This is a genomic window from Lacticaseibacillus parakribbianus (genome assembly GCF_025490915.1).
Classification (GTDB): domain Bacteria; phylum Bacillota; class Bacilli; order Lactobacillales; family Lactobacillaceae; genus Lacticaseibacillus; species Lacticaseibacillus parakribbianus.
Genome location: NZ_JANQBA010000003.1, coordinates 71,279 through 96,523 on the forward strand (window position 1 = coordinate 71,279; position 25,245 = coordinate 96,523).

General features: G+C 55.7%; 27 protein-coding genes. All 27 read right to left on the reverse strand.

Annotated elements, in window-relative coordinates; genetic code table 11:
* Window positions 1–5: 5 nt before the first annotated feature.
* A complete protein-coding gene (locus NUH19_RS03770; RefSeq protein ID WP_262315217.1) occupies window positions 6–269 on the reverse strand; it encodes a hypothetical protein in 264 nt (87 codons plus the stop codon).
* Window positions 269–853: a phage tail tube protein gene (locus tag NUH19_RS03775; protein WP_262315218.1), complete on the reverse strand. Its 585-nt coding sequence runs from the start codon at window positions 851–853 to the stop codon at window positions 269–271. Before NUH19_RS03775 ends, NUH19_RS03770 begins: the two co-directional genes overlap by 1 nt.
* Before the next feature lie 14 nt (window positions 854–867).
* Window positions 868–1,203, reverse strand: coding sequence for a hypothetical protein (locus tag NUH19_RS03780; protein WP_262315219.1), 336 nt, complete (start codon window positions 1,201–1,203; stop codon window positions 868–870).
* A complete protein-coding gene (locus tag NUH19_RS03785; protein ID WP_262315220.1) occupies window positions 1,204–1,437 on the reverse strand; it encodes a hypothetical protein in 234 nt (77 codons plus the stop codon). It abuts the gene before it with no gap.
* Window positions 1,430–1,768, reverse strand: a complete 339-nt coding sequence (locus NUH19_RS03790; RefSeq protein ID WP_262315221.1) for a hypothetical protein — start codon at window positions 1,766–1,768, stop codon at window positions 1,430–1,432. The genes NUH19_RS03785 and NUH19_RS03790 overlap by 8 nt, the downstream gene beginning before the upstream one ends.
* Entirely contained in the window at window positions 1,755–2,153 is a 399-nt protein-coding gene (locus NUH19_RS03795) for a phage Gp19/Gp15/Gp42 family protein (protein ID WP_262315222.1), read from the reverse strand. Before NUH19_RS03795 ends, NUH19_RS03790 begins: the two co-directional genes overlap by 14 nt.
* Window positions 2,154–2,157: 4 nt before the next feature.
* Window positions 2,158–2,433, reverse strand: a complete 276-nt coding sequence (locus NUH19_RS03800) for a hypothetical protein (protein WP_262315223.1) — start codon at window positions 2,431–2,433, stop codon at window positions 2,158–2,160.
* On the reverse strand, window positions 2,433–3,329 hold the full coding sequence (locus tag NUH19_RS03805) for a phage major capsid protein (protein WP_262315224.1): 897 nt from the start codon (window positions 3,327–3,329) through the stop codon (window positions 2,433–2,435). Before NUH19_RS03805 ends, NUH19_RS03800 begins: the two co-directional genes overlap by 1 nt.
* An 8-nt stretch (window positions 3,330–3,337) precedes the next feature.
* Window positions 3,338–3,814, reverse strand: coding sequence for a capsid assembly scaffolding protein Gp46 family protein (locus NUH19_RS03810; RefSeq protein ID WP_262315225.1), 477 nt, complete (start codon window positions 3,812–3,814; stop codon window positions 3,338–3,340).
* A gap of 69 nt (window positions 3,815–3,883) precedes the next feature.
* Window positions 3,884–5,281 (reverse strand): phage terminase family protein, encoded by a 1,398-nt coding sequence (locus NUH19_RS03815; protein ID WP_262315226.1) that lies wholly within the window; start codon window positions 5,279–5,281, stop codon window positions 3,884–3,886.
* A gap of 58 nt (window positions 5,282–5,339) precedes the next feature.
* Entirely contained in the window at window positions 5,340–6,149 is an 810-nt protein-coding gene (locus tag NUH19_RS03820) for a hypothetical protein (protein WP_262315227.1), read from the reverse strand.
* Complete coding sequence (locus NUH19_RS03825) at window positions 6,094–7,377, reverse strand: hypothetical protein (RefSeq protein WP_262315228.1); 1,284 nt, start codon at window positions 7,375–7,377, stop codon at window positions 6,094–6,096. Before NUH19_RS03825 ends, NUH19_RS03820 begins: the two co-directional genes overlap by 56 nt.
* 159 nt (window positions 7,378–7,536) lie before the next feature.
* Complete coding sequence (locus tag NUH19_RS03830) at window positions 7,537–7,872, reverse strand: HNH endonuclease (RefSeq protein ID WP_262315229.1); 336 nt, start codon at window positions 7,870–7,872, stop codon at window positions 7,537–7,539.
* A 124-nt stretch (window positions 7,873–7,996) separates the two neighbouring features.
* Window positions 7,997–8,488 carry a single-stranded DNA-binding protein gene (locus NUH19_RS03835; protein ID WP_262315230.1) on the reverse strand — a complete coding sequence of 164 codons (492 nt, stop codon included), beginning with the start codon at window positions 8,486–8,488 and terminating at the stop codon, window positions 7,997–7,999.
* Between the two features lie 18 nt (window positions 8,489–8,506).
* On the reverse strand, window positions 8,507–9,130 hold the full coding sequence (locus tag NUH19_RS03840) for a BRO-N domain-containing protein (protein WP_262315231.1): 624 nt from the start codon (window positions 9,128–9,130) through the stop codon (window positions 8,507–8,509).
* A 10-nt stretch (window positions 9,131–9,140) separates the two neighbouring features.
* Window positions 9,141–9,944, reverse strand: a complete 804-nt coding sequence (locus NUH19_RS03845; protein WP_262315232.1) for a hypothetical protein — start codon at window positions 9,942–9,944, stop codon at window positions 9,141–9,143.
* Window positions 9,941–10,153 carry a hypothetical protein gene (locus NUH19_RS03850; protein ID WP_262315233.1) on the reverse strand — a complete coding sequence of 71 codons (213 nt, stop codon included), beginning with the start codon at window positions 10,151–10,153 and terminating at the stop codon, window positions 9,941–9,943. Before NUH19_RS03850 ends, NUH19_RS03845 begins: the two co-directional genes overlap by 4 nt.
* Before the next feature lie 30 nt (window positions 10,154–10,183).
* On the reverse strand, window positions 10,184–10,843 hold the full coding sequence (locus tag NUH19_RS03855) for an HNH endonuclease (protein ID WP_262315234.1): 660 nt from the start codon (window positions 10,841–10,843) through the stop codon (window positions 10,184–10,186).
* 315 nt (window positions 10,844–11,158) lie between these two features.
* Window positions 11,159–11,782, reverse strand: a complete 624-nt coding sequence (locus tag NUH19_RS03860; RefSeq protein WP_262315235.1) for a hypothetical protein — start codon at window positions 11,780–11,782, stop codon at window positions 11,159–11,161.
* A 15-nt stretch (window positions 11,783–11,797) separates the two neighbouring features.
* Complete coding sequence (locus tag NUH19_RS03865) at window positions 11,798–12,934, reverse strand: hypothetical protein (RefSeq protein ID WP_262315236.1); 1,137 nt, start codon at window positions 12,932–12,934, stop codon at window positions 11,798–11,800.
* Between the two features lie 2,026 nt (window positions 12,935–14,960).
* Window positions 14,961–15,365 carry an iron-sulfur cluster biosynthesis family protein gene (locus NUH19_RS03870; RefSeq protein ID WP_262315237.1) on the reverse strand — a complete coding sequence of 135 codons (405 nt, stop codon included), beginning with the start codon at window positions 15,363–15,365 and terminating at the stop codon, window positions 14,961–14,963.
* A gap of 827 nt (window positions 15,366–16,192) precedes the next feature.
* Entirely contained in the window at window positions 16,193–17,602 is a 1,410-nt protein-coding gene (locus NUH19_RS03875; RefSeq protein ID WP_262315238.1) for a S1C family serine protease, read from the reverse strand.
* Window positions 17,603–18,396: 794 nt separating this feature from the next.
* Complete coding sequence (locus NUH19_RS03880) at window positions 18,397–19,212, reverse strand: MBL fold metallo-hydrolase (protein WP_262315239.1); 816 nt, start codon at window positions 19,210–19,212, stop codon at window positions 18,397–18,399.
* A 777-nt stretch (window positions 19,213–19,989) separates the two neighbouring features.
* Window positions 19,990–20,793 carry a two-component system regulatory protein YycI gene (locus tag NUH19_RS03885; RefSeq protein WP_262315240.1) on the reverse strand — a complete coding sequence of 268 codons (804 nt, stop codon included), beginning with the start codon at window positions 20,791–20,793 and terminating at the stop codon, window positions 19,990–19,992.
* A gap of 12 nt (window positions 20,794–20,805) precedes the next feature.
* Entirely contained in the window at window positions 20,806–22,170 is a 1,365-nt protein-coding gene (locus NUH19_RS03890) for a YycH family regulatory protein (protein WP_262315241.1), read from the reverse strand.
* Window positions 22,160–24,064 carry a cell wall metabolism sensor histidine kinase WalK gene (walK, locus tag NUH19_RS03895; protein WP_262315242.1) on the reverse strand — a complete coding sequence of 635 codons (1,905 nt, stop codon included), beginning with the start codon at window positions 24,062–24,064 and terminating at the stop codon, window positions 22,160–22,162. The genes NUH19_RS03890 and walK overlap by 11 nt, the downstream gene beginning before the upstream one ends.
* Before the next feature lie 39 nt (window positions 24,065–24,103).
* Complete coding sequence (gene yycF, locus NUH19_RS03900; protein WP_262315243.1) at window positions 24,104–24,817, reverse strand: response regulator YycF; 714 nt, start codon at window positions 24,815–24,817, stop codon at window positions 24,104–24,106.
* Window positions 24,818–25,245: the final 428 nt, after the last annotated feature.

Consider the following 25,245-nt stretch of genomic DNA (forward strand, 5'->3'; position numbering starts at 1 on the left):
GCGTATTAGTTTTTTACTGGGCCGTCCGCTTCAAAAATCTCTTTGAGCTCTTCACCAATCCGGTCAGCCGGGACAATGCCATCCTCCGTGCGAACATGGTCTTTCAGTGCCTTGGCCTGTTTCTCACCCAGCAACATCTTCACGGCTCTCACCAGAGCGGCAGGGCTCACGTCGAGCTCTTCGAGGACTTCCAGCAGTTCATAGTTGTTAGCCCGTTCCTCAGTAATTTTGTACTCAAAGCCAGTGCTAGTCTTGCCTTTCAGCTCCATTATTCAGCCCCCGTTTCAGTGTGTGCAGCCGTGCCGGGCTTGTTGATGTATTCGTAGTGCGAGTTACCTTCAGCATCAGGAAGCGCCGTGAGCGTGGTTTCATAGCCCACTGCATCTTCATCGCCATACTTGACCTCGCCCAATTCGGACACCTGACCTGCTGGAATGACAATCCGCTTCAGGTTGCCCTGCTTGAGAATCATGTCTACCACGAGCACATGAGCTGGGAGCTCTGTGGCGTTCGCCTTAATCTTGATGCCGGTGTCGAGCGTACCCGTGACGTTGCCCTCACCATAGACTTCCTTGAGCACATCGATGTTCAGAGCCTCAATCAGGGTGTAGGTGAATTCGTCCGTCTTTTCCTTCTGGACCACAGCAACGGTGTCCCCACCCCATGCCGCAATCTTGTCAGAGGAAGGTGTGTTCTTGTTGGTCAGCCCGTCATCAGACACGTAGCCCAAGCTCTTGAACTCTGCACTCAATTCGGACACTGCGTCAGTTGGTAACGTGGTACCAGCCGGTGCAGAGTAAATGGCCCCGCCTACTTTAGGCTTAGCCGTTGAAACATTGTTTGTATCTGCCATTACATATCTCCTAACTAGTAGTAGCCAACGTCAAAGACCGCTTGATAGCGGTACTTCTTCGTGGTTGTGTCTGTGAAATTGTAGTCGCTGTTGAGACTGACTGACCTGATGTCATCCAGTTCAATCATGGCCTCAACTGCTTCCTTCACCTGTTCATTTAGGTTAGCCGCATCGTAGAGAGAGCCTGCGTAGCTCTGGAATGCAAACGTCCCGCTGGACAGGTGATTCCGGCTTGCTCCGCCAGTTCGCTCAATCAGAATGAACTGGTCAGGTGCATCGGCCGGAACTTCAAAAAAAGACGGTGCCGCCAAGCGACCGTCCAGAAACTGCTTCATCGTCTGTTCAATCAATCAGCGCACCGCCTTCAGTAGAGTGTTGTTCTTCATGTTGTCACGCCGAGCCTCGAATGAATCTGCTGAGACCATGGCGTTTGCACGATTCTTGCCGACATAGACATCTTGTTTGTAGCCATCACCAACACGGCTCTTGATTGCATCAGCGTGTTCCTTGAGGATTGCCTGCATCTCTGGTGACCGCATCAACTCTCTGACACCGGATTGGTTCAAGACAAATCCTTTAGGCATAGCGTTCCACCGTCACTTTCTTGTTCCAGTCGAGCGGCGTGTTAGCCTCAATACCTTCGAGCGGAATGCCGAACACTCGCCATCTCTGGTTAAAGAACCTAACCTCTTTGTCTTCCCAGTCATGGGTGTCTCCCTTTGGTATCGCGAGGGTGTAGATTGCTTTGCGTCCCGTCAAGTCCAACACGCTTACTGCATCCGCAGCCGTTGTCGGTGCGACTAGGACGTTGTCTACTTGGACTTCAGCATCTTTGTAGGTTGGGTGGCCGAATGGGTCAGTCCCAGTTTGAATCTTGTCGATGAGGATGACTGTGATGCCCTTAATGTGTGTCATAGAGCTCAATCACCCCATATCTTTGCCGGCGCAAACCCAAGCGACTTAACTCTGAATTCTTAATGAACAGCCCACCGCCCGGGACCAAGTAGCTCCCTGACCATGTGTAGCCATTAGCCCCCTCAGATGCTTGAGTCATTGGCTCTTGGTTCGTCGATGTCATCAGGGTTCGGGCCACGATGTCCACGGTCACTGACTTGACCACGCTTGCCAGTGTTGGCCTAATGTCAACCATCTCATCGAGGTCCTTGCCAACCTTGTGTGCCTCTTCTCTCAACGAATCGCTAACGACCCCTAGCAGGGCCGGTGCGCGTTGCTGTTCATCTGCTTTCAATGGGCGCCAGAGAATCTCAAGGTCGTCCACTGTAGCAAAGTCCTCGTGCATCGAATCATCCTTTCATCATGAGGTCGTAGAGCTCTTGCTTGCGAGCCTTGGCATCGTAGCTAATGCCTAGGGAGTCGAGCTCTTGTTTAATCTGCTTCACGGTTACGCCGTCAATACCATCACCAGCTGGGGCGGGCGTCGGTGCGATAGGTTGAGCTGTATGTTCGGCCTCAACTTTCACAGCCGGCTTGACTTCGGCACCAAATGGCACCCAATCACCGCCACCAATCGGCGAGCTAGTCGTGATGACAGCGCCCGTCCTAACGTTCTGGTATTTCATTATTCAGCAGACTTGGTGACACGTGCAAAGCTAGACGCGTCCAGAATACCCCAGCCCAAGTAGGTTTCAGAACGCAGGTAGACTTGGTTGTAGCCCTTCAGGTCCTGACCAGAGTTATCTGGGTCGCCGTACTGGATGACTTCCAGTGGGATTTCCTTGGCGTAGCCCCAGCGGAACATGTTGGCAAAGTCGCCCAGGATAGCGACATCATTAGTGCCAGCGCCGACAGTCGTGTTGATGTCAGAAGGCAGGCCGTTGATTGCACCCGGGTTAGCACCCCATGCCAATTCAGGGAACAGGCGGACATTGGTCGTGTCACCGGTGCGCATTGCGGCCAGAGCGGCAGAGAACTGCGGGTCCAGAGCAAGGCCAGAGACAGAGCCTTCAGCACCTTGAATCATGGCAACCGCAGACTCAATGTTCTGGTCCGGGTTGGCGTCGGTGAAGGTAACTGCCTGAGTCACGGCCTTGTCGAAGTTGTTGTCACCGATGACAGTAGATGCAGCCTTAGTGCGTGGGTTCAGACCATGGAAAGCCATGATGTCCAGCCCACGGGCGAGCTTCTTGGCATAGCCTTCGTTGAACGCCTTCAGAGCATCCAGCTTGTATTCCTCAGAGCCGTACAGGAATTCATCGGACACACGGGCACCATACTCGACCTTGATTGGCACGATGGTGATTGGTTCAACAGTTGCGCCACCCTTAGTCTTCTTACCATTTTCAGCAACGACGTCGATGTCAGAGTCCAGCGTGAAGGTGAATTCCTTCTGGCCGTTGAATGCGATTGGGGTCTGCTTAGACAGGACAGCGATGGAACTCTTGCCCTTCACCTTGTTGATAAGGTCAGAGACCAGAGTTGGGTCAAACAGGTTAGACTTGCTTAATACGTTAGACATATGTTTACTTATTCTCCTTCGAGGTTAAGCCCGCTGAGCAGGCTTTGATATGCACCAGCACCCTCAACGTTCGAGCCCTGCTCTACATTCTTGAGAGGCGGTGTGGTGTTGTGGTTACCAATAAATGAGGCGAGGCGTTCGGCATCAGCTTGCATACCTGCTTCGTCATCACCAACTAGGCGGTCTGCGAGGTCGTATGGCAGGCCATTCTTGAGCGCAATCTTGGTGCGCAGACTTGACTTCTCATAGCCGGAAATCTTGGAGTTCAAATCGGCGAGGCTCTTCTCTTGCTCGGCCGCTGACTTCTGCGATTCAGCTACGGTTGTCTTCAGTGCGCTATTTTCTGTCTCAAGTTCAGTTGCACGCGTCTTGATTTTGTCATAGTCGGCATACTTGGCCTCAATGGTTTCCTTCTGGCGTGCGAGGCGTGCTTCAATGACCCTGTTCAGGTCCTCTTGTGTGGTGATAGGTGTAAATTCTGACATGTAATCCTTTCTCCCGCTTACCCGGCGGTATCGGTGACGTCTAAAAGAGACCCGGACTAATCCGCGCCTCTAGTAGTAAACTCGTTGCTTCTTTTTTGGCTTGGTTGTGATGCAAGCCCAGTGCGCTAGTAGTGCGCTGTCCATAATGCTGATGTCAATATCGTCGAATTGAGACTTATAGCCAAAGCCGCCGTTCGAGCCGATGTTGCGCTTGGCGCAGTTCGTAACCGCAGCTGTCATTGATGGCTGGTCATTATGTCTCAACTCTCGCTGATAGACCCCCTGCTCCCACAGGCTGTTGGCATTGATTATCTCTTTCACCGTCGGCAGGATTGGAGCCTTGAGCCCGAAGTCTTTCAGCTCGGCGGCCAAGTTGTTCTGACCACCCGCACCATCCACAACCACCGCTGCTACGTCTGCACTCTTCAACCATGCGATTATCCACTGGTTGCCATCACGAATAGGACGGCAGTCAATCGTTTCTACAAAGACTTTCTTTGAGAGTGTGCGAACAGCGATGCTCATGGAGACGTTGGCTCCATCGTTTCCGTACTTGATGCCCACGAATGGCTTGCCCTGAAACACCGGCATAGCGTGAACCTTGAGCTGAGCCCATTCGTTGGCTGAGATAGCTGACTTTTGGTTGTACTTAATCCAAAGACCTAGGCGCTGGATTTGGAAGTCGATGAGGTCATCACCAATCTCATCCTGGATGGACCGCTCTGTCATGATGGTTCCCAGAGATGGGTTACACATGTACCATAGCTCGCGGTCATGCACATCAGATTGGTTCTCGATGCCCCACTCCGCCCAACCAACGTTCTCCATCTTCCCAGCCAAGGCCGCGTTGCGTAGACCGACGAACACGGTACCGCTCGACAGAGGTGTTGGTGGCGTCCCACAGAGTATCGTCTGCGGGTTCTTGGAGTCGGACACAACGTACTTCAGCGCCGACTCTTGGTCTGTGGTGTACTCTTGAGCTTCATCAATGACAAGCAAGTCGAAGCCTTCGCCTAAGCCACCTGTGGATGTTCTTGTCCGGAACTCAACTCGGCCACCGGTCTCTTTGATGTCGATTCGTTCGCGCCCCGAGGCTCTCAGTGAGGTGTACTCGATTTTGGCCTTGTCGAGAATCTTCATGAGCCGTTCCCATGATGAATGAGACGTGGTGGTACGGTGTGCTGTGTGAAGGACCTGCTGCCCGTGCATGAGGCCCCAGAGTTCACGAATCACGATGACTTCGTTCTTCCCGTTTCGTCTAGGGAGTGAGTAGCCGAACTTCGTGTGCGTCCAAAGCCCTTCATCGTTGGTGGCAAAGATGTCCTTGCACAGGTCTGATTGCCACTCTTGGGCAGTACGGCCGGATTTTTCATAGAGGTCAACAGCCTCGCGATATTGCGTATCAGTATATGGTAGAATCACCGATTGAGTCGGATGCTGATTGCCAAGTCGTACCTGGTCAGTCATTATAATCCTCTCCAATCCCGCAGTTTAGCGACATGCTTGGGTCAAGTGCTACTTCTAATTATCTTGATGTAGCTGTTCTGTTCTGTTCTGTCTTGTTTATGCTCAGTGGCTTTTCACCAGTGCCAATGGCAAGGCGGTTAGCCAGCTTCTGTGCTTGTTCCGGGTCTCGCCACTTCTTTGTCCAGACGTTCTGCCGCTTGCCACTGCCCGGGTTGTAGTCAACGGTACATCTGCATCTCTCATGGCGTCTATATATGTCATCAGGTAGGTCGAAGTAGTCATAGACACCAGCGAGGTCTGAGCACCACTTGCACGCCTTGCCCACCAGACGCCGCGTGATGATTGGATGCAGCCCAGCCGCGCTTTGAAACTTGCAGTTGGCATCTATGCTGTCATCAACGATGGACTGAGTGAAGTTGACCACGGGGTCATCCAGAATCCACTTGACCTTGTCGATGTCTGGCTCGCTTGATACCCGGTTAACAATGCCATCAATCCGGTCTTGATTCAGCATGGCCTTCTGCACTTCAAGCCCAATCCCGGCTTGTTCATTGAGCAGCTTCTGGACGTCCGCTGTGTAGCCGGAAACCAAGTCGAAGTTCTTGCTGAGCGTCTCATTGAGAATCCGCTGGGCGATGTTGAAATACAGCTTCTGGTCAGGTAGCGAAGCCCCCTTCAGGTTGCGCTGTAGCACCTTGGCAAGTATCTCGCCTGCTTCAATCGCGAATGTGTTGGCTGTTTGGTAGGTGGCCTTGCCTGACTTCAGTGCCCTAGCTGCCGCTTGTAACTTCTTGCTTGCTTTGGCCTGTTCGTCAAACTGACTGTTGATTGTCTTCAGCAGGCTCGGCACTATGTCCTCTGCCATCATCCTCAGCCCCCTTCACACCAGTGAGGTCTCGAATCACGCCGGCATCGAAGAATCCAGGCACGGCCTGGTTAATCTTGATTGCACCATCGCCAACAAGCCCGAGGGTGCTGGCGTCCGCCTCGAACAGTGGCTCCCACATCGGCACGGTCAGAGCAAACTGTTTGCGATTGTACTGGAAGTCATCTCGCAGACAAGCCGCGATGTAGGCCACGTTCAGCAGGCCAGAGCCCAATGAGCGTTGTGCCTTGCGACCAGCCAGTCTCAGGTTTTCGTGTGCGGCCTTGATGGCCTCAACGGAAGATGGGTTGTCCGAGACAAAGCCTAGGTCATCCATTGTCAAGCCGGTCTCACCAGCGAATCCAGCGGCGGCAGTGCGCAACTGTTCCGTGAATGGTGACATCGAAGCTGTGCTAAACTGGCCTAGCTTAGGGCTGTTGCCTTCCTCATCTGAGTTGAACTGAAGCATGGATGAGATGGTAGCTTTCCATGCGTCTAGTGGCTCAGCATCATTGCTCAGACCAACGACGTACTTCTGCGGGAATGAATAGAACTCAGCCGTGATATCAGAGCGCTCAAGCGTTCGTTTAGCATAGCTTTGGTAGTACATGCCAGCCCGTGTGATTCTGGACCGGCCGAATGGACGCACCGCGTCAGGTCGGTGGATAACCGGAACTAGCAGCGGATGCCCTACCGGATTCGGCAAGCTGAAGTCTGCACGGCCATCTGTGTAGTGGTAGTCGGTACGGTCAGGCAGGAAGTAAGCCTCAAGTGTGGCATGGTCGTACTTGTCGCGCTCTAGGACCGCGTAGCCTTCGGTCAGAAGCCCGGTGATTGGGTCGATGACCCCAGTTGCGTTGCTGGCCTCGATGACTTGGAGCTTGACATCGCCATCTGAACCCTTGCTGATGTAGATGAAGCTGCATGAGGCAATCAAGGCCGACAGAATCGCGCTGTCAAAGAACACGTCCGGGTTATTGGCCTGAAAAATCTCATTGACGTCGAAGTTGTCGTTGTCGAACTCGCGAAACACCAGCCGGTCTGCCAGACTGTCAACGCCCTTGGCGCACCAGCCAAGCACCGAACGGTACTGGTAGCGGGCCGCAGCCGGAATCGTGATGCCAGGTTGTTGGTCAACGTGCTTCATGGCGTATTGTTTGTAGCGCAGGTTCACTCGCGACTGATGAACCGCCAATTTATTCCTTAGATAGGGTAATCCCACTATTTCCATATTTAGCCTCCAATTATTTCATGAGAATATTTGTACAGTGACGGCGTGAACTCCGGAGACAGGCCCGGGGAGGGGCATAGGCCCCCCTCTCGTCCGTTGTAATCGGTTACAGTGTAGGGTATGCCAAACGTCTCAGAACGCCTCACAGGGCCTCTCACATCATCCTCTGTACATTGCCCAATTCATCATCTGTGGCAGGTTGCGGTTGCCTAGCACCTTTGGCTCCTCTTGTGGCTGCTTGAACAGCTTGTCTGACTTCTGTCTGTTGCAAGTCCAGTGCGCCAGCTGTAGGTTGCTGATGTCTGATGGGTGCCCGCCTTTGTTGATGGGAATGATGTGGTCGATGACTGGTGACATTGGGTCAGGCGCCTTCAGATGCTTGTCTACGGGACGGCCACAGATGCCACAGGTGTTCTGCGTTGCCAGGATTATCTTCTTGTTCTTGTCGAACGCCACCCGGTGGGCTCCCTGTCTATCTGCCCTCAATTCTGCCATGCGGTCACCACCTTGCTATATACTGTTATCAATTATTCCTTATACTATATATACGTAAGGGTGTTCCTATTTTTTATCCTATGCAAACAAAAAGCACCGACTTGTTGGCCGATGCTAGTGTTATCTATGCGTGGATGTTGTTCTTTGCCTGCTTCTTCGAGAACTTCTGCATCTTGGCAATCATCTCTTCCAGCTCTGGGCTTAGCTCAGTGTCCGTTGTGTCTTGCATGGCCTCAGTCTGCTCAGGGACATAGGTTGGCGTCTTGATGTAGGCGGAGAAGTCAGGCTTGGAGTTGGTGAACTTAGCTCTGGGCTTTGGCTTTGGGTCAAGGAATGTAATCTTCTCGGCGACTACCTGCCAACCCAATCTGTTGGACCCACCAGCGTCGGTGTAGTGGCTGGTCTTGATAGAGCCGCTCAGGCCAATGTGTGAGCCCTTGTGTAGATGCTTCATGATGTTAGTAGCCAAGCCACCCCAGCCAATGCAATTGATAAAGTCTGCGGTCTCCCCGTCCTTTGATTCATATGTGCGGCGAACGGCCAGCAGGAAGGTTGCGGCATCACCGGATTGCTTTGGTTCAGTTGCGATATAGCCAATCAAGTTTGTGTTATTCATATTGTATGTGGTCCTTTCTTAGTTAGCCTTTGCGTATACCGTCTTGGATACAGACAGGTCCAGCCCCAGCTTGTCCTTTACACTCATCAAGTCCACAACGCCATCCAGAATAGGTTGACGCGCGGCCAGCATTGCTGGTGACATGTCACCTTTCTTCACCATCTTGTCAAAACCAAAGTCATTAGATACGCGCTTGTCTGCAATGGTGTTAGCCTTGATGTAGTCCACCTTGGAGACCTCTTTCAGCCCCCGCTTCAGGTTGCTCATGGAGTTCTTTTGGTGCTTAGTATCCAGCATCTTCATGGCCTCAAAAGCCTTCAGGTCTTCTGACTCGCGGAGTTCCTTGATGACCCCGAACACCCACCGCTTGAACTGCTTAGCTTCTGGCAGTTGGCTGGAAAAAATTAGGCTGTAAATGCCGAACTCAGTAATGACTGTCCGGGTAGGGTTACCAGAAGTTCCGTCACGAAACGTTACGGTATTCTTGTCTTCCTTGTCCACGTGGTCACCCAACGCTTTACGACTGTTTGTGTATCCTAAAGCCTTAGCCACATCGTTACCTACTGCCATCCATTCACCGCCAATCTCAATCCAGCGGATGTCTGAGCCGTTCCATTGTTCTACCTTAATCATGTTATCCATATGTATTCTCCTATTGTTTGTTCAGTTTGCTATTGATGTATGCAATGCGTTTATATACATTATTTACCATACGATATTTGTCTGTGTTGCCCGCATTGGCAAAGCTCTCAATCACTTGCTTCTGGTATCTGATTGCTGGGTCGTCCACTAGCTCGGCGGCCAATATCTGGTGAGCGTCAATCCAGGCTTGGATGTCCTGGTCACTGCAATCTTCTGACTCGACGATGGATACCAGTTTTAGCAATTCAGCTTGTTCAGCTCTCATAGGACGCGTCTCATATTCTGCTCGGACCCGGCGGATGGTGTCCTGGTGTGCCTTAAGCCGGGCGGTGACATCGCTCATCTTTTTGCTGAATTGGCGCGGGCTCATGTTGTACTGAGCCATCGTCTCCGCCTTGCCGCTGGTGAGCACTGATTCTATAAACTGGAGAGTAGCCGTGTTGGTAAAGACTGCCTTAACAATCTCGCTCGCTTCAGCTAGAACACCTGGGGACTCAATCTGCTGGACACCCTCTGCCATGCCGCTATCCGCTATCTTCTCGGCAATCCCCAGCTGCTTAGCGTCCTGGGCCCAGTGGCGGCGAGCTGCATCCTGTCTGGCGTGATGGATTAGGACCGGCAGTGTGTAGGCGTCGCTGGTAATGGCCTCTAGTATCTCTTGGTCTGTCCAGTTGGCTAGGCGATGAATCAGAAGCTCTTCGGCCAGGTATTGGTCTGTGTCTTGACGTCTGATGTTCAGTTGGCCCATGAGTTTACTGCTGGCCTTGTTGAATGCTGGTGTGGCCATGATTGCCTTAACTGTTGATTCATTCATTCATGGTAGCCCCCTAACAGAGCAATGACAGCCGCGATGGTGAACACTATGCACGTGGCAAAGGCGAGGATTAAGTAGTACATGCCGATTGCGCGCCAGCTGATGGCGATGATGCCCGAAGCCCGTAGCAGGATGAGCACCCACCCGAACGCGTAGGTCATGTGGAACGTGCTAAAGCCCCAGATGGATTGATTTTCATTGTTTTTCATTGGTTTTTCTCCCATTTTCATTGACTGCTTTCATTTTTCGACATTCAAAAGCTCTGATGTGTTGCTATCGGCATAGCTGAAGGTCAATCCTCGTGCGGATTCAGCCGGATAATTGCCGTTGCAGATACCCGCGATAGTCTGAGACGACAGTCCGGTCTCGTGATGTGCTTGGTTGATGCTCGGATATGTACCCACCAGGCGGCCCTCTGTGTCTCGACAGGTCACCTCGTGGCCCTTGAATGAGCCGCGGCGTCCTTTCAAGTTGCTTGCATGTGAGAGCCAACGCAGGTTGGACAGGTCATTGTTCCGGCGGTTGCCGTCGAGATGGTCTGTATCTGACAGGTGGTCCGGATTGTCGAGCCACGCGAGGGCGACTAACCGATGTACAGGTACCATCGTCTGGCGACCGTCATCCTTGGTCCCAGTGAGAACCTCGTAGCCACCGTTGTTGACTGAGGTGGTAAGCACTGCACCATTAAGACCCATGACCTGACCCTCGGCGTTGGTGAAGTAGCTCGACCACGGTGCAGGGCAGCGCTTCCAACCGGCGGTAGAGCTAGGCTTGAATGCACCGGCCGTGTCCCGCACAAAGGCCATATCATCTAAATCGTAGAAGCGTTCAGCCCCGGTCTGCATTATCTCCCGCTTGTTTCTCTTATCCAATTTGTGTGCTGTTTGTGTGTCAATCATATGTATTTCTCCTTTTAATTTGCTGTACCGAGATAATATAGTTAACAGAACCTGATTTTAGCCCATTTTCGGCCTAAATATGTATTTGTAACACAATTGTAATATTTGGGGCTTACCTCAAGTAGATGCCTGCTAAATGCGCCCGGCTGATTCCCTGAGAAAACCGGTAATCGTAGTCTACTAGCGGCTTTGCACGTCCAGCGGCTATGTCCTGCACAAGCTTTGTGGTGTGTCCCGTGGCTCTCCCTGCCGCTTCAGCTGTCGGATAGTCCAACATGTCGCCTGTCTTCTTGTTAATTGCCGTGATGCCTTTTTTCATTTAATTAACCCTTTCGCTTTGCTAATAGACTGCGTATAGATAAATTTGTAGCCGTTGACTGGTTTGTGTGATGTCAAAGCCCCTGACACAGCCGTGGTGCTCGCTTTGCAGGCTTTTGCGGCCGCGGAGATGGAGGCAAAGTCTCTCATGATGTCGCCTGTCTTCACATCAATTACTGAGACCTGCACGGGCTTGTGGTTGCCATCGCGTGTGTTTGCCACCCAATACAAGTTTTCGGCTCTGTCATCTGTAAGCAATCCCTTATGTTTTACGTCGCTGAGGTTGTTGGGGTTGTCTAGCCATGCGGTCGCTACAAGTCTTCCAATCGTTGTGGTTGTTAACCGCCCATTGAGTCGAAATGTAACTGTGTGGTAGCCTGCGTTGTTTATATTTGCGCTTGAAATGATGTGGCCTTGCGGGGTCATTACCTCGCCGTATGAGCTGGCCCAAAGCCCTATGTATTTACCAGATTCAATCTTTTTGAAGCAGGTTGGCAGTTCGCCAGTGTCTTTGTCTACTGCCTGAAACTTGTCTGCTGAAACCTTAGCCCCTAGCCGCCACATCGTTGTGACTCCCTGCTTGATTAGCTGGCGGGCTTCTGTATCACCCTGTGTTGTCATTCTGTACTATCCTTTCTACGCGGCCACCTCGTTCACCCCGTCATTTCTGACTGGCATGATGACCTTAGCGTTTAGTGCGGTTATATCTAGCAGTTCTGTGTTGAAGTGTTCCCGGATTGCTTGCTTTACTGTGACTTTCTTCAGCCACATTCCCTTAACTAGCAGTGCTTGGTCGATGTAGTGACTAGCTTGGCTCTCACTCACACATTCAAGTTTCGCAATGTCCGCGGTGGCCTCATCCAGCTTCTTGTAAATGATGTGTTGCAGGTAGTTATATGTAGCTGGGCCAGCACCAGCGCGGAGGTCATAATAGTGCTCTCTAAGTTCCTCATCGCCCCGGAGCATCTGGATGGTGTAAGGGCTGATACGGGCTGAGAGGTTAAAGTTAAATTGTTCCATGGCTGTCTGCCAGTCCGCTTTCTCAATGTCGTTGACAATGAACACCCAAGCACCCTTAGCATCGCTTAACTGGCGTTTTACAAAGTTCTTACCATCATCCGCAAGTTGGCTACTGTCTGCCAGCTGAATGTACCCACTCAATCTCATCAACGACAAAGCCCCCGCTATTTGGTCATCACTGATATTCGCCCCAATGGCCTTGCGAATGTTGGCATGGGTCAATGTCACGCCTCTACCGGCTTCTGAGCCTAACTGTCTGCCTGTCACATGGTCAATCAACACAAGATTGATTGCACGGGCAATGGATAACATGGTATGTTTTTGCAATTGTTTCGGGTCATCGCGGCTTGTGGCAAAGAAGTATTTGACGGCATTGCTGGCAGATTGTAGCTTACGGGGTGTAAGCCGTGCTAGGTTGTGTTGTGCAATCTTCACGCTGTCTGCGTAGTCAGAGCGCTGTAAAAGCTCAGGATAATAGGTAGAAAGTAGGTTAGGTAAAGTATCCAGCTTACCGTCTAACAGCCCCACAAGGGCGTTAATTGGCGTGATATAGGCTTGTCCATGCTTCACTTGCTTCTGGCCTTCAATGGTCTTTGTCGTAACCCCAAAAAGGCGACTAGGCGCAATAGATAAGACAGCGGATAGTGTGTGCTTGCTCTGCATCTGAGCGGGCGTGTGCTTGGTTAGCTCTTGCATCTCTACTGCATTCAGTTTCCAATTCTTGATGGTGCTTGCGTTATTGCTTTGTTTCATACTTCAATCTCTCCATTTCCATCATTTTCATATTGATTAATCTTGACCTTGTGAGTTATCATGGTATATGTGGATGTTTACGCTAAAACCCTTATAACTCTATTATACTACTTTTTTCTCCAAGTTTAGTTTTACTCCACCTCTGCTGTGAACACACGTTCCCCTCTCTGCTACTGCGTTGTTAGGATAGTGCTCTTTTTTCTTTGGTTGCATTACGCAGATTAATATAGTTATAAGGTCGTCGAAAACGGCTAAAATGGCCTATTTTTGAAAATCTTAACCTTTTCTTAACATATGCAGGTGTTTGGCCTGGTGTGAGGCAGTCGAAAAAGTAGAATTTGGGAAAACGGAATTATATAACAATTTGCCCCATGTGGAAACAGAAACGCCGGTGTGGCGCGGTTCCCGGCCACTGCGGCTGGGTGCATTCAACGTGTTAAGACCGCATAGTACTACCCTACGTATCACCCTCTACAAACGCTGGTACAGCGCGGGTTAGAGGGTGTTTTTAGCTACCTTTCCCGCCTTCATAATCTTTATAAATATACACGCTAGAAAGCGCAACGCGATTTTTAGGGTGCTAGGACTCAGTGTCCCCTCGCGGTGACCCCTCGTCTAGCCCGTCCTAAGGGTTTTTGTTGCGAAGCAAGTGGCGTAAGCCTAACCTTGTAGCGTAGCGGAAAGGTGCCATCCAAGCGGCTAGCTTGGTGGACAAGCGGTTTTTGCTTGGACATAGCACTTGACCTTGGTTTTGACCTTCTAGGGAGTTTGTACAGACTAGTAAGCCTTACCGTCCCGGCTTACGCCGGTACTCATTGGCTAGTCCTTCTGTACAATGCAAAGGCAGTTGCTAGTTGTATGAACAGAGATATACCTCAAAGACCCTAAAACCCAAAGAGCAAGTTCAAAGGCTATGTCCAGCCAAAGACCGGCTGTCCACAAGGCTAGGCGCCTTGAGGCCCTCGGATTAAAGACCAATCCGAGCCAAAGACCTTTAGCCTTAACAGGCATTAAAAACCCTATCCTTTACACAAGGTGTGTAGCCATTTAGCCTATAGGTTCCGGCGTAAGCCGGATAGCTAGGCTAGTTCTTCTACACAAGACGCCTTATAATTGTGTATCTCTATGGGGCTCACTATCGTTCGCCTTGCATAGGTTAGTATGCAATGCAGAAACCTAGCTTCATACAACACTCCTAAGGCACTATCAGGGCCTCATACAGCGTGTTTTCCACTGGCATTGCCAGATACTCTCACGCTTGCCAACTGCCCTGAAACACCGTCTAAAAGCTCTCTATCAGCCTGTCTCTGTCAGCCTCTGCCAAGCAGCTCCCTACACTTTGTGAATTGTTTCACGTATATTCCCTGCCTCGCCACTCGGAATTCGCTCTCACGTCGCTTTCTAGGCCTTTTTCTTCTTTGAGGCATAACTAGGTATGACTAGGCTTAAAGCGCCACCAGGGCCACGTATGGGCCTCTAATGGCATTCTGTGAGGTCAAGGCCAGTTGGTCTGAGGCAACATCATGCAGAACGCCTGTGAATTCTGCACAACGCTACACAGCTCTCACGTTCCTCTCACGGCAATTTGGGGGCTTGCGGCATAACTTACCCTCATCACTGTCAAAACGCCACCACGGGCCTCTCAGAGCCTCACAGGGCTATCGTAGTGAGTGTAAACCCAGTGTGCAGAGACAACAAAAAAGCACCCACCTCGCGGTAGATGCTCTGAGTGACTATGACCGTTTTTGACCGTTTGCATCACTGCCTGCCATTGCGTTCACTGTTATCTGTCAAGTTTCTTCTAATCAAAATACCATTTATTGGGCTACTGACTGCCTTTTTGACCCTCCCACCGGTTAATTTGAAAGGTTAAATACACACATTTGTGCTAGTTTGTACAACCTTAAATCCTTTTGAATCAACACCTCTACTTTTATTTGTACAACTAGGAAAAATGTCAATAGAGTGCTAAAACTTTCTGAAATAAAAACGCCGCGAGGGCTTCGCGGCGCCTGACGCAGTCGTATTAGCAGATCTTGTCGCCGATGCTGGCCATTTCGGCGCGACGGGCGACTTCCTCGTCGCTCAGCGGGGCGGCGCGGCCGATAGTCACGGCGCCGTCGAGGATGCCGCTGTTGTCGCGTAGCGCCAGCGTCCCCAGCTGGTAGTCGAGGATCAGGCCGGCGCCGAGGTACATGGTCTCCGGCGCGGCGGTGGTCAGCTGGTAGCCGGCGTCGTTGTCAATCGCGACGGTGTAGTCCGGGTCGGCCGCCGTTGCAATGACCAGCTGGAACTTGTTGCCGATGGCACAGGAGCCACCGAGCTTGGAAAACTTGCTGCTGCCGTCGTCCAGCGCCAAAAACAGGCGGTCGCCGGCCGTGAGCTTGCCGTCCAGGTAGGTCTTCGCATCTGGCTTAATCGTGATTTGCATCGCATGTCCCTCCATTTTTAGGTTGTGCAAAATCTTATATCTCTATCGTATGGCTTTGGCCGCCAAAAGTCAACCAAACCGATCACGGCCGGCCGACTTTCCCCAGGCTTGCACAGGCTATCCCCAGGATTTATCCACACGCGCCGCGGCCGACCCCCAATAACTTGTGACCAGGCGCTGGTTTGACACCAGATTTCGTGACGGGAAAAATCAAGGGGTTTATTTTCGCAGCCCGGTTATCCACAGTGGCCACCTGTGCCACCGCCGCGGCGTAACCGGTTGAAAGCCCGGCGTGGCGGCCCGTACAGACGTTTGGTCACCGCTTCAAAAAACTTTTCCACAGGTTGTGAACAACTTGGGGACAAAGTTACCCCCACCCGCTCAGCCTAGTTATAAACACAATCCACAGACTTATCCACAGGCTGGCGGTGACTTGTCCCCTTTTACTATCCACACTTGACAAGCCGAGCCGAACATTCGTGGCCAAACTCCGGCCAACATGTGGGTCGCGTTTGGACCAGCGACCGCGACTTGCCAGGCCGGCCGACCCGCCCCAGCGAGCCCCCGTATCGGCTGCGGCTTCCTCGCGGCGACCGCGGCCCGGTGGTGATTGAACTGCGGCCACCACCGCCCGACTGCGCCGCACCGGCCGGCAGCGCGAACGCGTCCGGCCTAGCCGGACCCCGCCGCTCGTTCGCCCAAGTGCCGCCCCCACCGCTACCGTCGGTCAGGCCGGACCCCGCCGCTCGTTCACTCAAGCCACGCCCCCACCGCCGGCCGCCGCCTGGACCGCACAAAAAGACCCGCGTCGCCGCGGGTCTTCGTGTTTACTGGTTGGAGCTGCTCGAGCTTGAGGAAGTCGACAGCTGGTCTGTGGTCTGCGACAGCTTCAGGCTGACGGTCTTCTTGGTGCTTTGGTGGTAGAAGGTGATCTTGACCGTGTCGCCGATCGCGTACTTGTACAGCGCGGTGTGCAACTCGGCGATGCTTGTCACCTTGGTGTCACCGATGGCCGTGATCACGTCGTACTGCTTGATGCCGGCCTTTTGGGCAATCGAGGTGTTGGTGAAGCCGGCCACCACGACGCCGCCGGTGACGGAGCTTGGAATCTTCAGGATCGAGGACTGCTGCTCGGAGGAGACGCTGGACAGGTCACGGACGGTCACGCCCAGGGCCGGGCGAACGACCTTACCGTTGGCGACCAGCTGGTTGATGATTGACACGACCTCGTCGCTTGGAATCGCGAAGCCCATGCCTTCGATCGTCGCGGTCGACGAGTCGCTGGCGCTGCTGGACAGCTTCATCGAGTTGATCCCGATGACTTGGCCGGACAGGTTGATCAGCGGACCACCGGAGTTCCCGGAGTTGATGGCGGCATCGGTTTGGATGACCGTCGCCTGGCCGGTGGTGGTGCCGGTGTCCTCATCGGTCACGTCAACCGTGCGGCTGGTGGCCGAGATGATACCCTGGGTCACACTGGTGGCGTACTGGGAGCCCAGCGGCGAGCCGATGGCCAGCACCGTCTGGCCGGCGGCAATCTTGCTGGAGTCGCCGAAGCTTGCGACCGTGGAGACCTTATCGGCGCTGATGGACAAAACGGCGAGGTCGGTCTCGGAATCCGTGCCGACCAGCTTGGCCGTCAGCTTGGTGCCATCGCTCAAGATGACCTCCAAGGCGTCCGAATCGGCGACCACGTGGTTGTTGGTCACGATGTAGGCCTTGCCGTCCTTTTTCTGGTAAATCACGCCGGAGCCTTCGCTGTACTCCTCCAGGCTGCCTGAGCTCGAACTCGAGCTGGAGCCGGAATCGGAGCCGTCCGTGGACTGGCTGGCCCCGGAGTTGGCGTCGGTGCCGTCGCTTGAATCCGAGCCGTAGCCGAACAGATCACCGAAGGAATCGAGGCCCGAGCTGGTGCTTTGCGCCTTTTGCAGGTTGATGACGGAGACCACCGCCTTTTTCACCTTGGCAAAAGCGGTCTGCGAGGCCGAGCTCTCGTTGACCGAAACGTTAGAGACCTGCGTGGTCCCGGCCTTTTGGGTGGTGCTGACCACCCCGAGGCTTTGACTTGTGGTGTTGTTGGCGGCGTACCAGTAGGCCACGCCACCGCCGACGCCGCCACCGACCAAGGCGGCAACCGCAGCAACGACAGCGATCCGTGCCACCCCGCCTTGCTTCTTCGGCCGTGGCGTCTGTGGGGCCTGAGTTGGCCGCCCGAAGTTTTGATTATTGTTATCCATTTTAACCGCTCCTTTTTGATAGCGATGTCTTAATACATTATCTATAGTACCGAGAGGTTATGACGAAACTATGAATAACTCCGGATTTTACGGTGATTCACTGTGGACCAAACCGTGGCGATGGGCCACCGCCGCCGCATCCGGGGAATAGAGCGCTTGCACCGATCGCACACCGCCTCCTTCCTCACCTTCAGTGTGGCAGGAGGGCCGGTTTCGCGCAAGGAATTTGACCGCCGCCGCGCAAAAAAGCCGCCGCAACCCGACACGTTGCGGCGGCCGCGCCGAAGCCACCGGACGCGGTGAATCCGGTGGCCTTGGCCTTTTCGGTTACGTTCCAGGCTTCTACTGACCGTGGTGGTGCCATTGCGCCCAGCGGTTCCGGTCACCGCGCGGCGAACTCGGTTGGGAGTGGCGGTGGCCGGCCTGCAGCCGGTGGGGTGGTGCGAATCCGGGTCCCTGGTTTCCCCTCGCTTGATTCCGGGGTTGCACTAAAACTCTCGAGCTCAAAGCCGTGTGGCAATACACTGCGGCTTGGCATGGGTGGGGGCTGCGGTGCGAGCCGCAGGACGTGCCCCGCGCGGTGGATAACAAAGCAGCTGTGGCCTTATGCTGCCTCCCCGCACAAGAATAATCATTCGCATGTAGCTTAACACCAGACCAATTTCCCGTCAACTTTTTCGCCTCGCCACCCAATTTTTTCTGGCGAGCCCCGTCACGTCGGCTTTTTTGGTGCCAGGCGAGCCGTTTTTTCAGCACAAGGCGGCAGCCCAATGCCGGACTGTCACCTGCTAGACCTATGCGCCGACCGTGAACAGCGGGTCGGCGATCGCCGGGTCGGTGTCGTAGATTTCAAAGTCGTGGCCGACGCCCAGGCCCTCCTCCTTGAGGATGTTGGCGACGGTCAGGTGAGCCAACGCCTTGACGTTGTTGTGCGGCGACAGGTGGCCGAGGTAGACGCGCTTGGTGTGAAGCCCCAGCACGTCCATGATCGCGTCGGCGCCATCGGTGTTGCTCAGGTGGCCGACGTCGCTGAGGATGCGCTGCTTCAGCGCCCAGGGGTACGGCCCCATCCGGAGCATCTCGAGGTCGTGATTGCACTCCATCACGTAGGCGTCGGCGTCTCGAATCGTGCCTTCGATGCGGTCGGAGACGTAGCCCGTGTCGGTCAAAATGGCGAAGCGCTTGCCGTCGTGCTGGAACTGGTAGAACTGCGGCTCCGCGGCGTCGTGCGACACGGCGAAGCTTTCGACGTCCAGGTCGTCCAAAGACAGCGTGGTGTCCGGCGCCATCAGCTTCAGCTGGTCCTCGGGCAGCTTGCCCAGGCCTGCAGGCAGCGCGGCGAAGGTCCCCGCGTTGGCGTAAACGGTGAGGTTGGGGTAGCGCCGGGCCAAAACCCCGACGCCGCGGCAGTGGTCGGTGTGTTCGTGGGTGATGAACAGGCTGTCGACATCCTTGAGGTCGCGGCCGATGCTCGCCATCAGCTCCCGCAGCTTTTTGCCCGACAGCCCCGCATCGACCAGCACCTTGTGGCGCGGCGTCTCGATGTAAGTCGCGTTGCCGGAGCTGCTAGACGCCAGCACAGACACGCGCATCCCAAAATCTTCCGACATGTTCCCTGCTTCCTTTCAAAAAGGCGGCGCCGGAGTTCCCGGCCGCCGCCTGGCTATCCATCTATTGTAGCAGACTCGCCGGCCGCCTGCAGGGCGACCGGCGAGTGAGCGGCGTGGCGACTTCCGGGCCCCGAGGCGGGTCGGGCTGTGCGGCCGGTTTCCGCCCGTTGGGCTCCAACCTAGATTTGGATCCGGAGCCGCGTTGCGGCTACCCCGTCTCCAAATCTGCCGGGATTAGCCGTGCGAATGCCCCGCCCAACCCGCGGGTCATCCGGACGGCTAATCCTTTCACGGCCCGACCCGCCTCGCGTCCCTCCAGCGCTGACCCAAAGCGCAATAATTTTAAAAACGTCGAATCAACAGGCCAGCGCTTGCCGTGCCGACTCAGAATACCGCTAACGCCAAATTCCGAGCCAGTACCTCGCCGACGTACCCCATTCGGTAGCGGCCAGGTGGCCCGGGCGAAGCGGCGGGACAGCGGCCACCGCAGTGAAAGGAGCAGCCGCTCGCAAGACTCGCGGGTTGGGCGAGGCTCGCGCGTGGCTGCTCCCGGCAAAATTCGAGACAGGCACGGGGCCGTAGGCAACGGCCTGTCTCGAATTTTAGGTTGGAGCCCAAGCGGGTGGAATGAGGCGGGTTTAGCCGGTCGGCCAGCTCAAGCTGGACGCACCGGCGTTGCCGATTGAAACCCGTTTGGGCGGAAACCGGCCGCACGGCGGTGGCCGCTGTCCCGAAGCGCAGCCCGGGCCCACCTGGCCGCGGCCGCGATGGAAAACGTTAGTCGTCCGATCCCGCCTTGAGGACGGTCTTGTTGATCGCGTTGACCTTCTTGACCGTGACGTTCTTGGAACCGGAGCTTTCGACGCCGACGAACCAGGCCGGGACGTAGACGGTCGCGCCCTTGGCGTCCAGCAGGTAGGTGTAGGCGAGCTTGGTCCACCGCACCGTGGCGCTGTTGGCGATTTCGTTGCCGCGGTACAGCGTGATCACGGCGTCTTGGGCGGAGCACAGCGCCATGTTGCTGCGCAGCGCGGTGAGGTGGCGCAGCTTGGTCTGCGTGTAGCCGGTCAGCTGGCCATCGGCGACGGTCAACGTCAGCCGGGCCAGCGCGTCGTAGATGACGTGACCACCGACTTTTTGGGCGAACACGAAGCGGTCCTTGGTCGACAACCCCGGCGCGTAGACGTACTGGTCGCCGGCGACCACGTGCCGCGGGTTTTGCACCCACTTCTTGAGGACGTCAACGGCCTTGTCGCCCTTGGCATCAACCGGCGTGTCGAGGGTGCTGACCAGCGTCTCGCCGTTTTTCTTGGTGAACCGCGCGTATTGGCCCTCGAGCTTGCTATCCGACCAGGTGCCGGACTCGGCGTTCAGGCTCGACAGGTAGCCCCCGGTCGGCGTCTTCGTGGCGAGCTTGGGCAGCTTGATCTGGTCGCGGCGAATGTCGGCGATGATTTCGCTGGTGCCGGAGCTGGCCGTCGCGAGGTCGACCTGCTGGCTTTGAAAGAAGCTCATCCCCAGGAAAATGTTCAGCCCGATGAAGACAATCAGAAAAATCATTTCGATGCGGCGAAAATCCATGATTGACCTCCTTTACTGACCGGCTGTCAGCGGATTGCGCGGCGTGTTCGTGGTGTAGGCCTCATCCGTCGGCATCACCCACTGCGAGTAGCGCTTGTAGACGCCGTGAATCTTGACGTAGTAGGTCGGTTCGAGCTCGACGACCTGGCTGGCGGTGTCTTCGGGCTTCCAGTAGTAGCCCAGCGTGATGTCTTCAAGCCCCTTGACGTCGTAGCCGGCGCCTTTGAGCTGGGCGAACACGGTGCTGGTCCCCGGCAGCGTCACCGCCTTTTGCTTGGTGGGAATCGCGACGATCAGGTTGTACATCGAGAAGTTCATCTGCAGCTGCTGGCGCGTGTTGGCGACGGTCACCTCGCCGTACCGGTCGGTGTTGAAAATCGGCAGGCCCTGGGCGTAGGGCCGGAAGGTGACGCTTTGGCTGCTCTTGTCGTACTCGAAGTACTTGATGGTCGAAAGCCCCTGCAAGGAGAGCTTGCCCAAGGCCGCGTAGCCCTTGGACAGCGCGGTGGTCAGGTCGGTCTGGCTGGTGCGGTTGCCGGTGTCGTCGAACTGCATCGCCTCGGTTTCGTTGTTCAACGTCAGCCGCTGGTTGGTGCCCAGCTTATAAACCGTCTCGTTGCTAATCTCCTGGGCATCCACGGCGCTGGACTGGGAGCTTGGCATCAACAGCGAGACGAAGTGGTTGGCGCTTTGCTGATCCAGCAGGAAGGTGTACGGCGTGATTTTGATCGGCTTGGTGAACTGGGCCACCTGCCGGCTGCCCAGCCGCCCCTCGGTGATGGGAAAACCGGTGGCCGCCGCCTTTTTGACCACCTTCACCACGCGGGTCAGGTTGGCGGCAGTCAGCTTGCCGACCGCCACGCTGCGCGTCGTGTCGTTCACGAAGCGCAGCGTGTTGGAGGCGCCGGACAGGTCGATGACCAGCCGGTCGAAGGTGAAGTTCGCGTTCTTGACGCTTGCGCCGGCGGAGAAGAAGTAGTTGTCGAACTGCCGGTAGCTCATCGGGGCGGCGTACAGCAGCTGCAGGGTGTCGGCGGTATTGAGCAGCGTCGAATAATCGGCGCTACTCAGCTTGACCGGCGCCTTGACCTTGCCCAGCCGCCAGGACCGCACCGCCGCATGCAAGGTGTCGGTGACCCCGACGCCCGGGGTGAACAGCAGCGTCTTTTGGGTTTTGGTCTGATAATACGCGGTGTTCGGGGCAAAAACGCGCCGGGCCTGCTTGGCCACGTTCGGGTCCTTTTGCGCCTTGACCGCCACGGTCGCGTCGTCTCGGCCCAACCGCGAGGGGTTTTGCCAGATCAAAAACGTGAACACGAGGCTCAAGGCGACCATGGCGATCAGGCTGACGCGCAGTATCCAGCCGCTAAGCTTCATCCCAATCACCTCCTGTGTCTGCGATCGGCGAGTACGGCAGCGAAATGTAGAAGGTGCTGCCCTTGCCTTCCTGCGAGTCGACCCAGATGCGGCCACCAAGCGCCGCGACGACCTCCTTGGAGATCGCCAGACCCAGCCCGGTGCCGCCTTGCTTGCGCGACCGCGCCTTGTCGACGCGGTAGAAGCGATCGAACACCTTGTTGATGTCCGAACGCGGAATGCCCAGGCCCTGGTCGGACACGGACAGGATCACGTGGTTGTGGGTCTCAAGCAGCCGGGCGGTGATCACGCCGCCGTCCGGGGAGTACTTGATCGCGTTGTTCATGATGTTGTCGATCACCTGCATGAACTTGTCTTGGTCGATTTCGACCCACAAGTCGCGCCGGGTAATCTCGCGGCGAATCACGTACTGCTTCTTGTTGGCCACCGGCAGCACGTGCTGGTTGTTGTCGGCGCTGGCGTGTTCGTTGTCCGTTTTGAGCATCATGTCGAAGCGGTCGAGAATGTAATTGAAGAACTCGTTGAGGTTGACGTACTCCAGCTCGATTTTGGACGTGCCGGAGTCCAGCCGCGACAGGCTCAAGAGGTCGTTGATCATGCGGATCATGCGGTCCGTCTCCTCTTGGGTCACCTTCAAGAACTGCGGGGCGATCTCCGGGTCCTTCCAGGCGCCGTCGCTCAGCGCCTCGATGTAAGAGCGCATCGAGGTCAGCGGGGTGCGAAGCTCGTGGGAGACGTTCGAGACGAACTCGCGGCGTTCGCGGTCGCTTTTTTGCTGCTCGGTGACGTCGTGCAGCACCGCGACCAGCCCGGAAATGAAGCCCGTTTCGCGCTGAATCAGGCTGAAGTCGACGCGCAAAATCAGCTCGTGGTCCAGCTGCTGGGAGAAGTCCAACAGCAGCTCCTTTTGGTTCTCCAGCAGATCGCGCAGCGTGTAGTCCTGGGCGATGTTCAGGAGCTTGAGAATCGAGACGCCGATCACGTCCTCGTTCTTGGTCGCGAGAAAATCAAGCGCCGTCTCGTTGATGATGATCACGTTGCCGCGGCGGTCGGTCGCGATGACGCCGTCGGTCATGTGAGCCAGCACCGAATCCAGGCGCCGCCGCTCGGCCTCGCTGGCCTCTTGGGCCTCCTCGACCCGGACGGACAGGTTGTTGACGGCGACGGCCAGCTGGCCCAGCTCGTCTTGCCCGTAGATGCGAACCTGCCCGGAGTAGTCGCCTCGGGCCATGCGAATCGCCTGCTTCTTCATCTCATCGATCGGCCGGGTGATTGCCCGGGAGATGACAATCGAGATGAAAATGCCCAGCAGCCCCGCCACCAGGCTGGCGATCAGGAAAATTTTGATGATTTTGTTGATGTTGGCGTACACCGACTCCATCGGCGCCGTGATCGACACGGCCCCGACGATCGCGTTGCCGTCGCCGGTCGCGTTGGGGTTTTTGATCGGAATGATGCGGGTGTAGGTCGAGCCGGTGTTGTCGCCGTAGCCGTAGCCCTCGTAGGTCTGGCCGTTGTAGATCACCGACTTGATGTTGCTGGACGCCGATTTTTGGCCGACGCTGCTTTGGTCGTTCAGGTTGGACGTCGCGCGAACCGTCCCCTTGTCATCGACCACCACCACCGTCGCCGTGTTGGCCACGTCGGCCTGGCTGATGGTGGTCTTCATGTTGTCGTTGGCGCTTGAGACGTGGGTGCTCATCAGGTCCGTCGCGAGCTTCTCTTGCAGGTACGGGTCGATGTTGATCGAGGTCTTGAAGGTCTCGACGTTTTGCTGCTCAAGCGACCGCACGAAATACGCGCCAATGATCTCCACGGTTACCAGCAGTAACAGGATGAACACCAGCGCGATTTTGAAGTGAATGGATTGGAAAAAACGAATCTTCTTGTTCATCTTAGTCTCCGAAGCAGTGGGGCCGAAGCGGTGGTGTCACTAGTCTTGCTCCGGGTTCTTCAGGTAATACCCCACCCCGCGGCGGGTGACCAGCCACTCGGGGTGCGACGGGTTGTCCTCGATTTTCTCGCGCAGCCGGCGAACGGTCACGTCGACGGTGCGAACATCGCCGAAGTAGTCGTAACCCCACACCGTCTGCAGCAGGTGTTCGCGGGTCATCACCTGGCCCAGGTGCCGGGCCAGGTAGTGCAGCAGCTCGAACTCGCGGTGGGTCAGCTCGATTTTGTCGCCGCGCTTGGTCACCGTGTAGGAATCCGGATGAATCGTCAGGTCGCCGACGGTCAGCTCGCGCGTCTCGTCGTCGACCTCCGGCGCCGCCTGGGTGCCGGTGCCGCTGCGGCGCAGGTTGGCCTTGACCCGGGCCACCAGCTCGCGGTTGGAGAACGGCTTGGTGACGTAATCGTCGGCACCGAGCTCGAGACCCAGCACCTTGTCGATCTCCGAGTCCTTGGCCGTCAGCATGATGATCGGCGTGTCGCGGTCCTTACGCACCTGCCGCGCCACCTCCAGCCCGTCGATTTTGGGCAACATCAAGTCCAGCAGAATCAGGTCGGGTTCCTCCGATTCCACCTTGGCCAGCGCCTCTTCACCGTCGTAAGCGGTGACGACGTCGTAGCCTTCTTTGTTGAGATTGAACTTGACGATGTCCGAAATTGGCTTTTCATCGTCAACCACAAGGATCTTTTTTGCCATTGTCGGCCTCCGTTATCCATAGTTGCCTCTATTATAACGGTTTCGGGCGTGGGGGGCAAAGTGGACAGAGCGTGACCCGGGGCGGGGTTAGCAAACCGGCTAGCCTAGCCGCGGCGTTTGGGGCCGCACTTGCCCCGGACGTCGTGGCGTAGCTAGACGCGTTTGCGTTGCCTCGGGGAACGCGTTTAGGGCGTCGCCGAGCGAACTTAGCCAGCCGGCTAGCGTAAGGCTGGCGCTTGGGCCTGCCCTTGGCCCGAGTGACGGCCTTAGCTGGACGTGCTGGCGTTGCTCAGCAGAGCCCGTTTAGAGCGTGACCCGGGGCGGGGTTAGCAAACCGGCTAGCCTAGCCGCGGCGTTTGGGGCCGCACTTGCCCCGGACGTCGTGGCGTAGCTAGACGCGTTTGCGTTGCCTCGGGGAACGCGTTTAG

Coding starts and splice junctions, on each gene's coding strand:
- NUH19_RS03770 (WP_262315217.1), bottom strand. CDS start 269: ATGGAGCTGAAAGGCAAGACTAGCACTGGCTTTGAGTACAAAATTACT.
- NUH19_RS03775 (WP_262315218.1), bottom strand. CDS start 853: ATGGCAGATACAAACAATGTTTCAACGGCTAAGCCTAAAGTAGGCGGG.
- NUH19_RS03785 (WP_262315220.1), bottom strand. CDS start 1,437: ATGCCTAAAGGATTTGTCTTGAACCAATCCGGTGTCAGAGAGTTGATG.
- NUH19_RS03790 (WP_262315221.1), bottom strand. CDS start 1,768: ATGACACACATTAAGGGCATCACAGTCATCCTCATCGACAAGATTCAA.
- NUH19_RS03795 (WP_262315222.1), bottom strand. CDS start 2,153: ATGCACGAGGACTTTGCTACAGTGGACGACCTTGAGATTCTCTGGCGC.
- NUH19_RS03800 (WP_262315223.1), bottom strand. CDS start 2,433: ATGAAATACCAGAACGTTAGGACGGGCGCTGTCATCACGACTAGCTCG.
- NUH19_RS03805 (WP_262315224.1), bottom strand. CDS start 3,329: ATGTCTAACGTATTAAGCAAGTCTAACCTGTTTGACCCAACTCTGGTC.
- NUH19_RS03810 (WP_262315225.1), bottom strand. CDS start 3,814: ATGTCAGAATTTACACCTATCACCACACAAGAGGACCTGAACAGGGTC.
- NUH19_RS03815 (WP_262315226.1), bottom strand. CDS start 5,281: ATGACTGACCAGGTACGACTTGGCAATCAGCATCCGACTCAATCGGTG.
- NUH19_RS03820 (WP_262315227.1), bottom strand. CDS start 6,149: ATGATGGCAGAGGACATAGTGCCGAGCCTGCTGAAGACAATCAACAGT.
- NUH19_RS03825 (WP_262315228.1), bottom strand. CDS start 7,377: ATGGAAATAGTGGGATTACCCTATCTAAGGAATAAATTGGCGGTTCAT.
- NUH19_RS03830 (WP_262315229.1), bottom strand. CDS start 7,872: ATGGCAGAATTGAGGGCAGATAGACAGGGAGCCCACCGGGTGGCGTTC.
- NUH19_RS03835 (WP_262315230.1), bottom strand. CDS start 8,488: ATGAATAACACAAACTTGATTGGCTATATCGCAACTGAACCAAAGCAA.
- NUH19_RS03840 (WP_262315231.1), bottom strand. CDS start 9,130: ATGGATAACATGATTAAGGTAGAACAATGGAACGGCTCAGACATCCGC.
- NUH19_RS03845 (WP_262315232.1), bottom strand. CDS start 9,944: ATGAATGAATCAACAGTTAAGGCAATCATGGCCACACCAGCATTCAAC.
- NUH19_RS03850 (WP_262315233.1), bottom strand. CDS start 10,153: ATGAAAAACAATGAAAATCAATCCATCTGGGGCTTTAGCACGTTCCAC.
- NUH19_RS03855 (WP_262315234.1), bottom strand. CDS start 10,843: ATGATTGACACACAAACAGCACACAAATTGGATAAGAGAAACAAGCGG.
- NUH19_RS03860 (WP_262315235.1), bottom strand. CDS start 11,782: ATGACAACACAGGGTGATACAGAAGCCCGCCAGCTAATCAAGCAGGGA.
- NUH19_RS03865 (WP_262315236.1), bottom strand. CDS start 12,934: ATGAAACAAAGCAATAACGCAAGCACCATCAAGAATTGGAAACTGAAT.
- NUH19_RS03870 (WP_262315237.1), bottom strand. CDS start 15,365: ATGCAAATCACGATTAAGCCAGATGCGAAGACCTACCTGGACGGCAAG.
- NUH19_RS03875 (WP_262315238.1), bottom strand. CDS start 17,602: ATGGATAACAATAATCAAAACTTCGGGCGGCCAACTCAGGCCCCACAG.
- NUH19_RS03880 (WP_262315239.1), bottom strand. CDS start 19,212: ATGTCGGAAGATTTTGGGATGCGCGTGTCTGTGCTGGCGTCTAGCAGC.
- NUH19_RS03885 (WP_262315240.1), bottom strand. CDS start 20,793: ATGGATTTTCGCCGCATCGAAATGATTTTTCTGATTGTCTTCATCGGG.
- NUH19_RS03890 (WP_262315241.1), bottom strand. CDS start 22,170: ATGAAGCTTAGCGGCTGGATACTGCGCGTCAGCCTGATCGCCATGGTC.
- walK (WP_262315242.1), bottom strand. CDS start 24,064: ATGAACAAGAAGATTCGTTTTTTCCAATCCATTCACTTCAAAATCGCG.
- yycF (WP_262315243.1), bottom strand. CDS start 24,817: ATGGCAAAAAAGATCCTTGTGGTTGACGATGAAAAGCCAATTTCGGAC.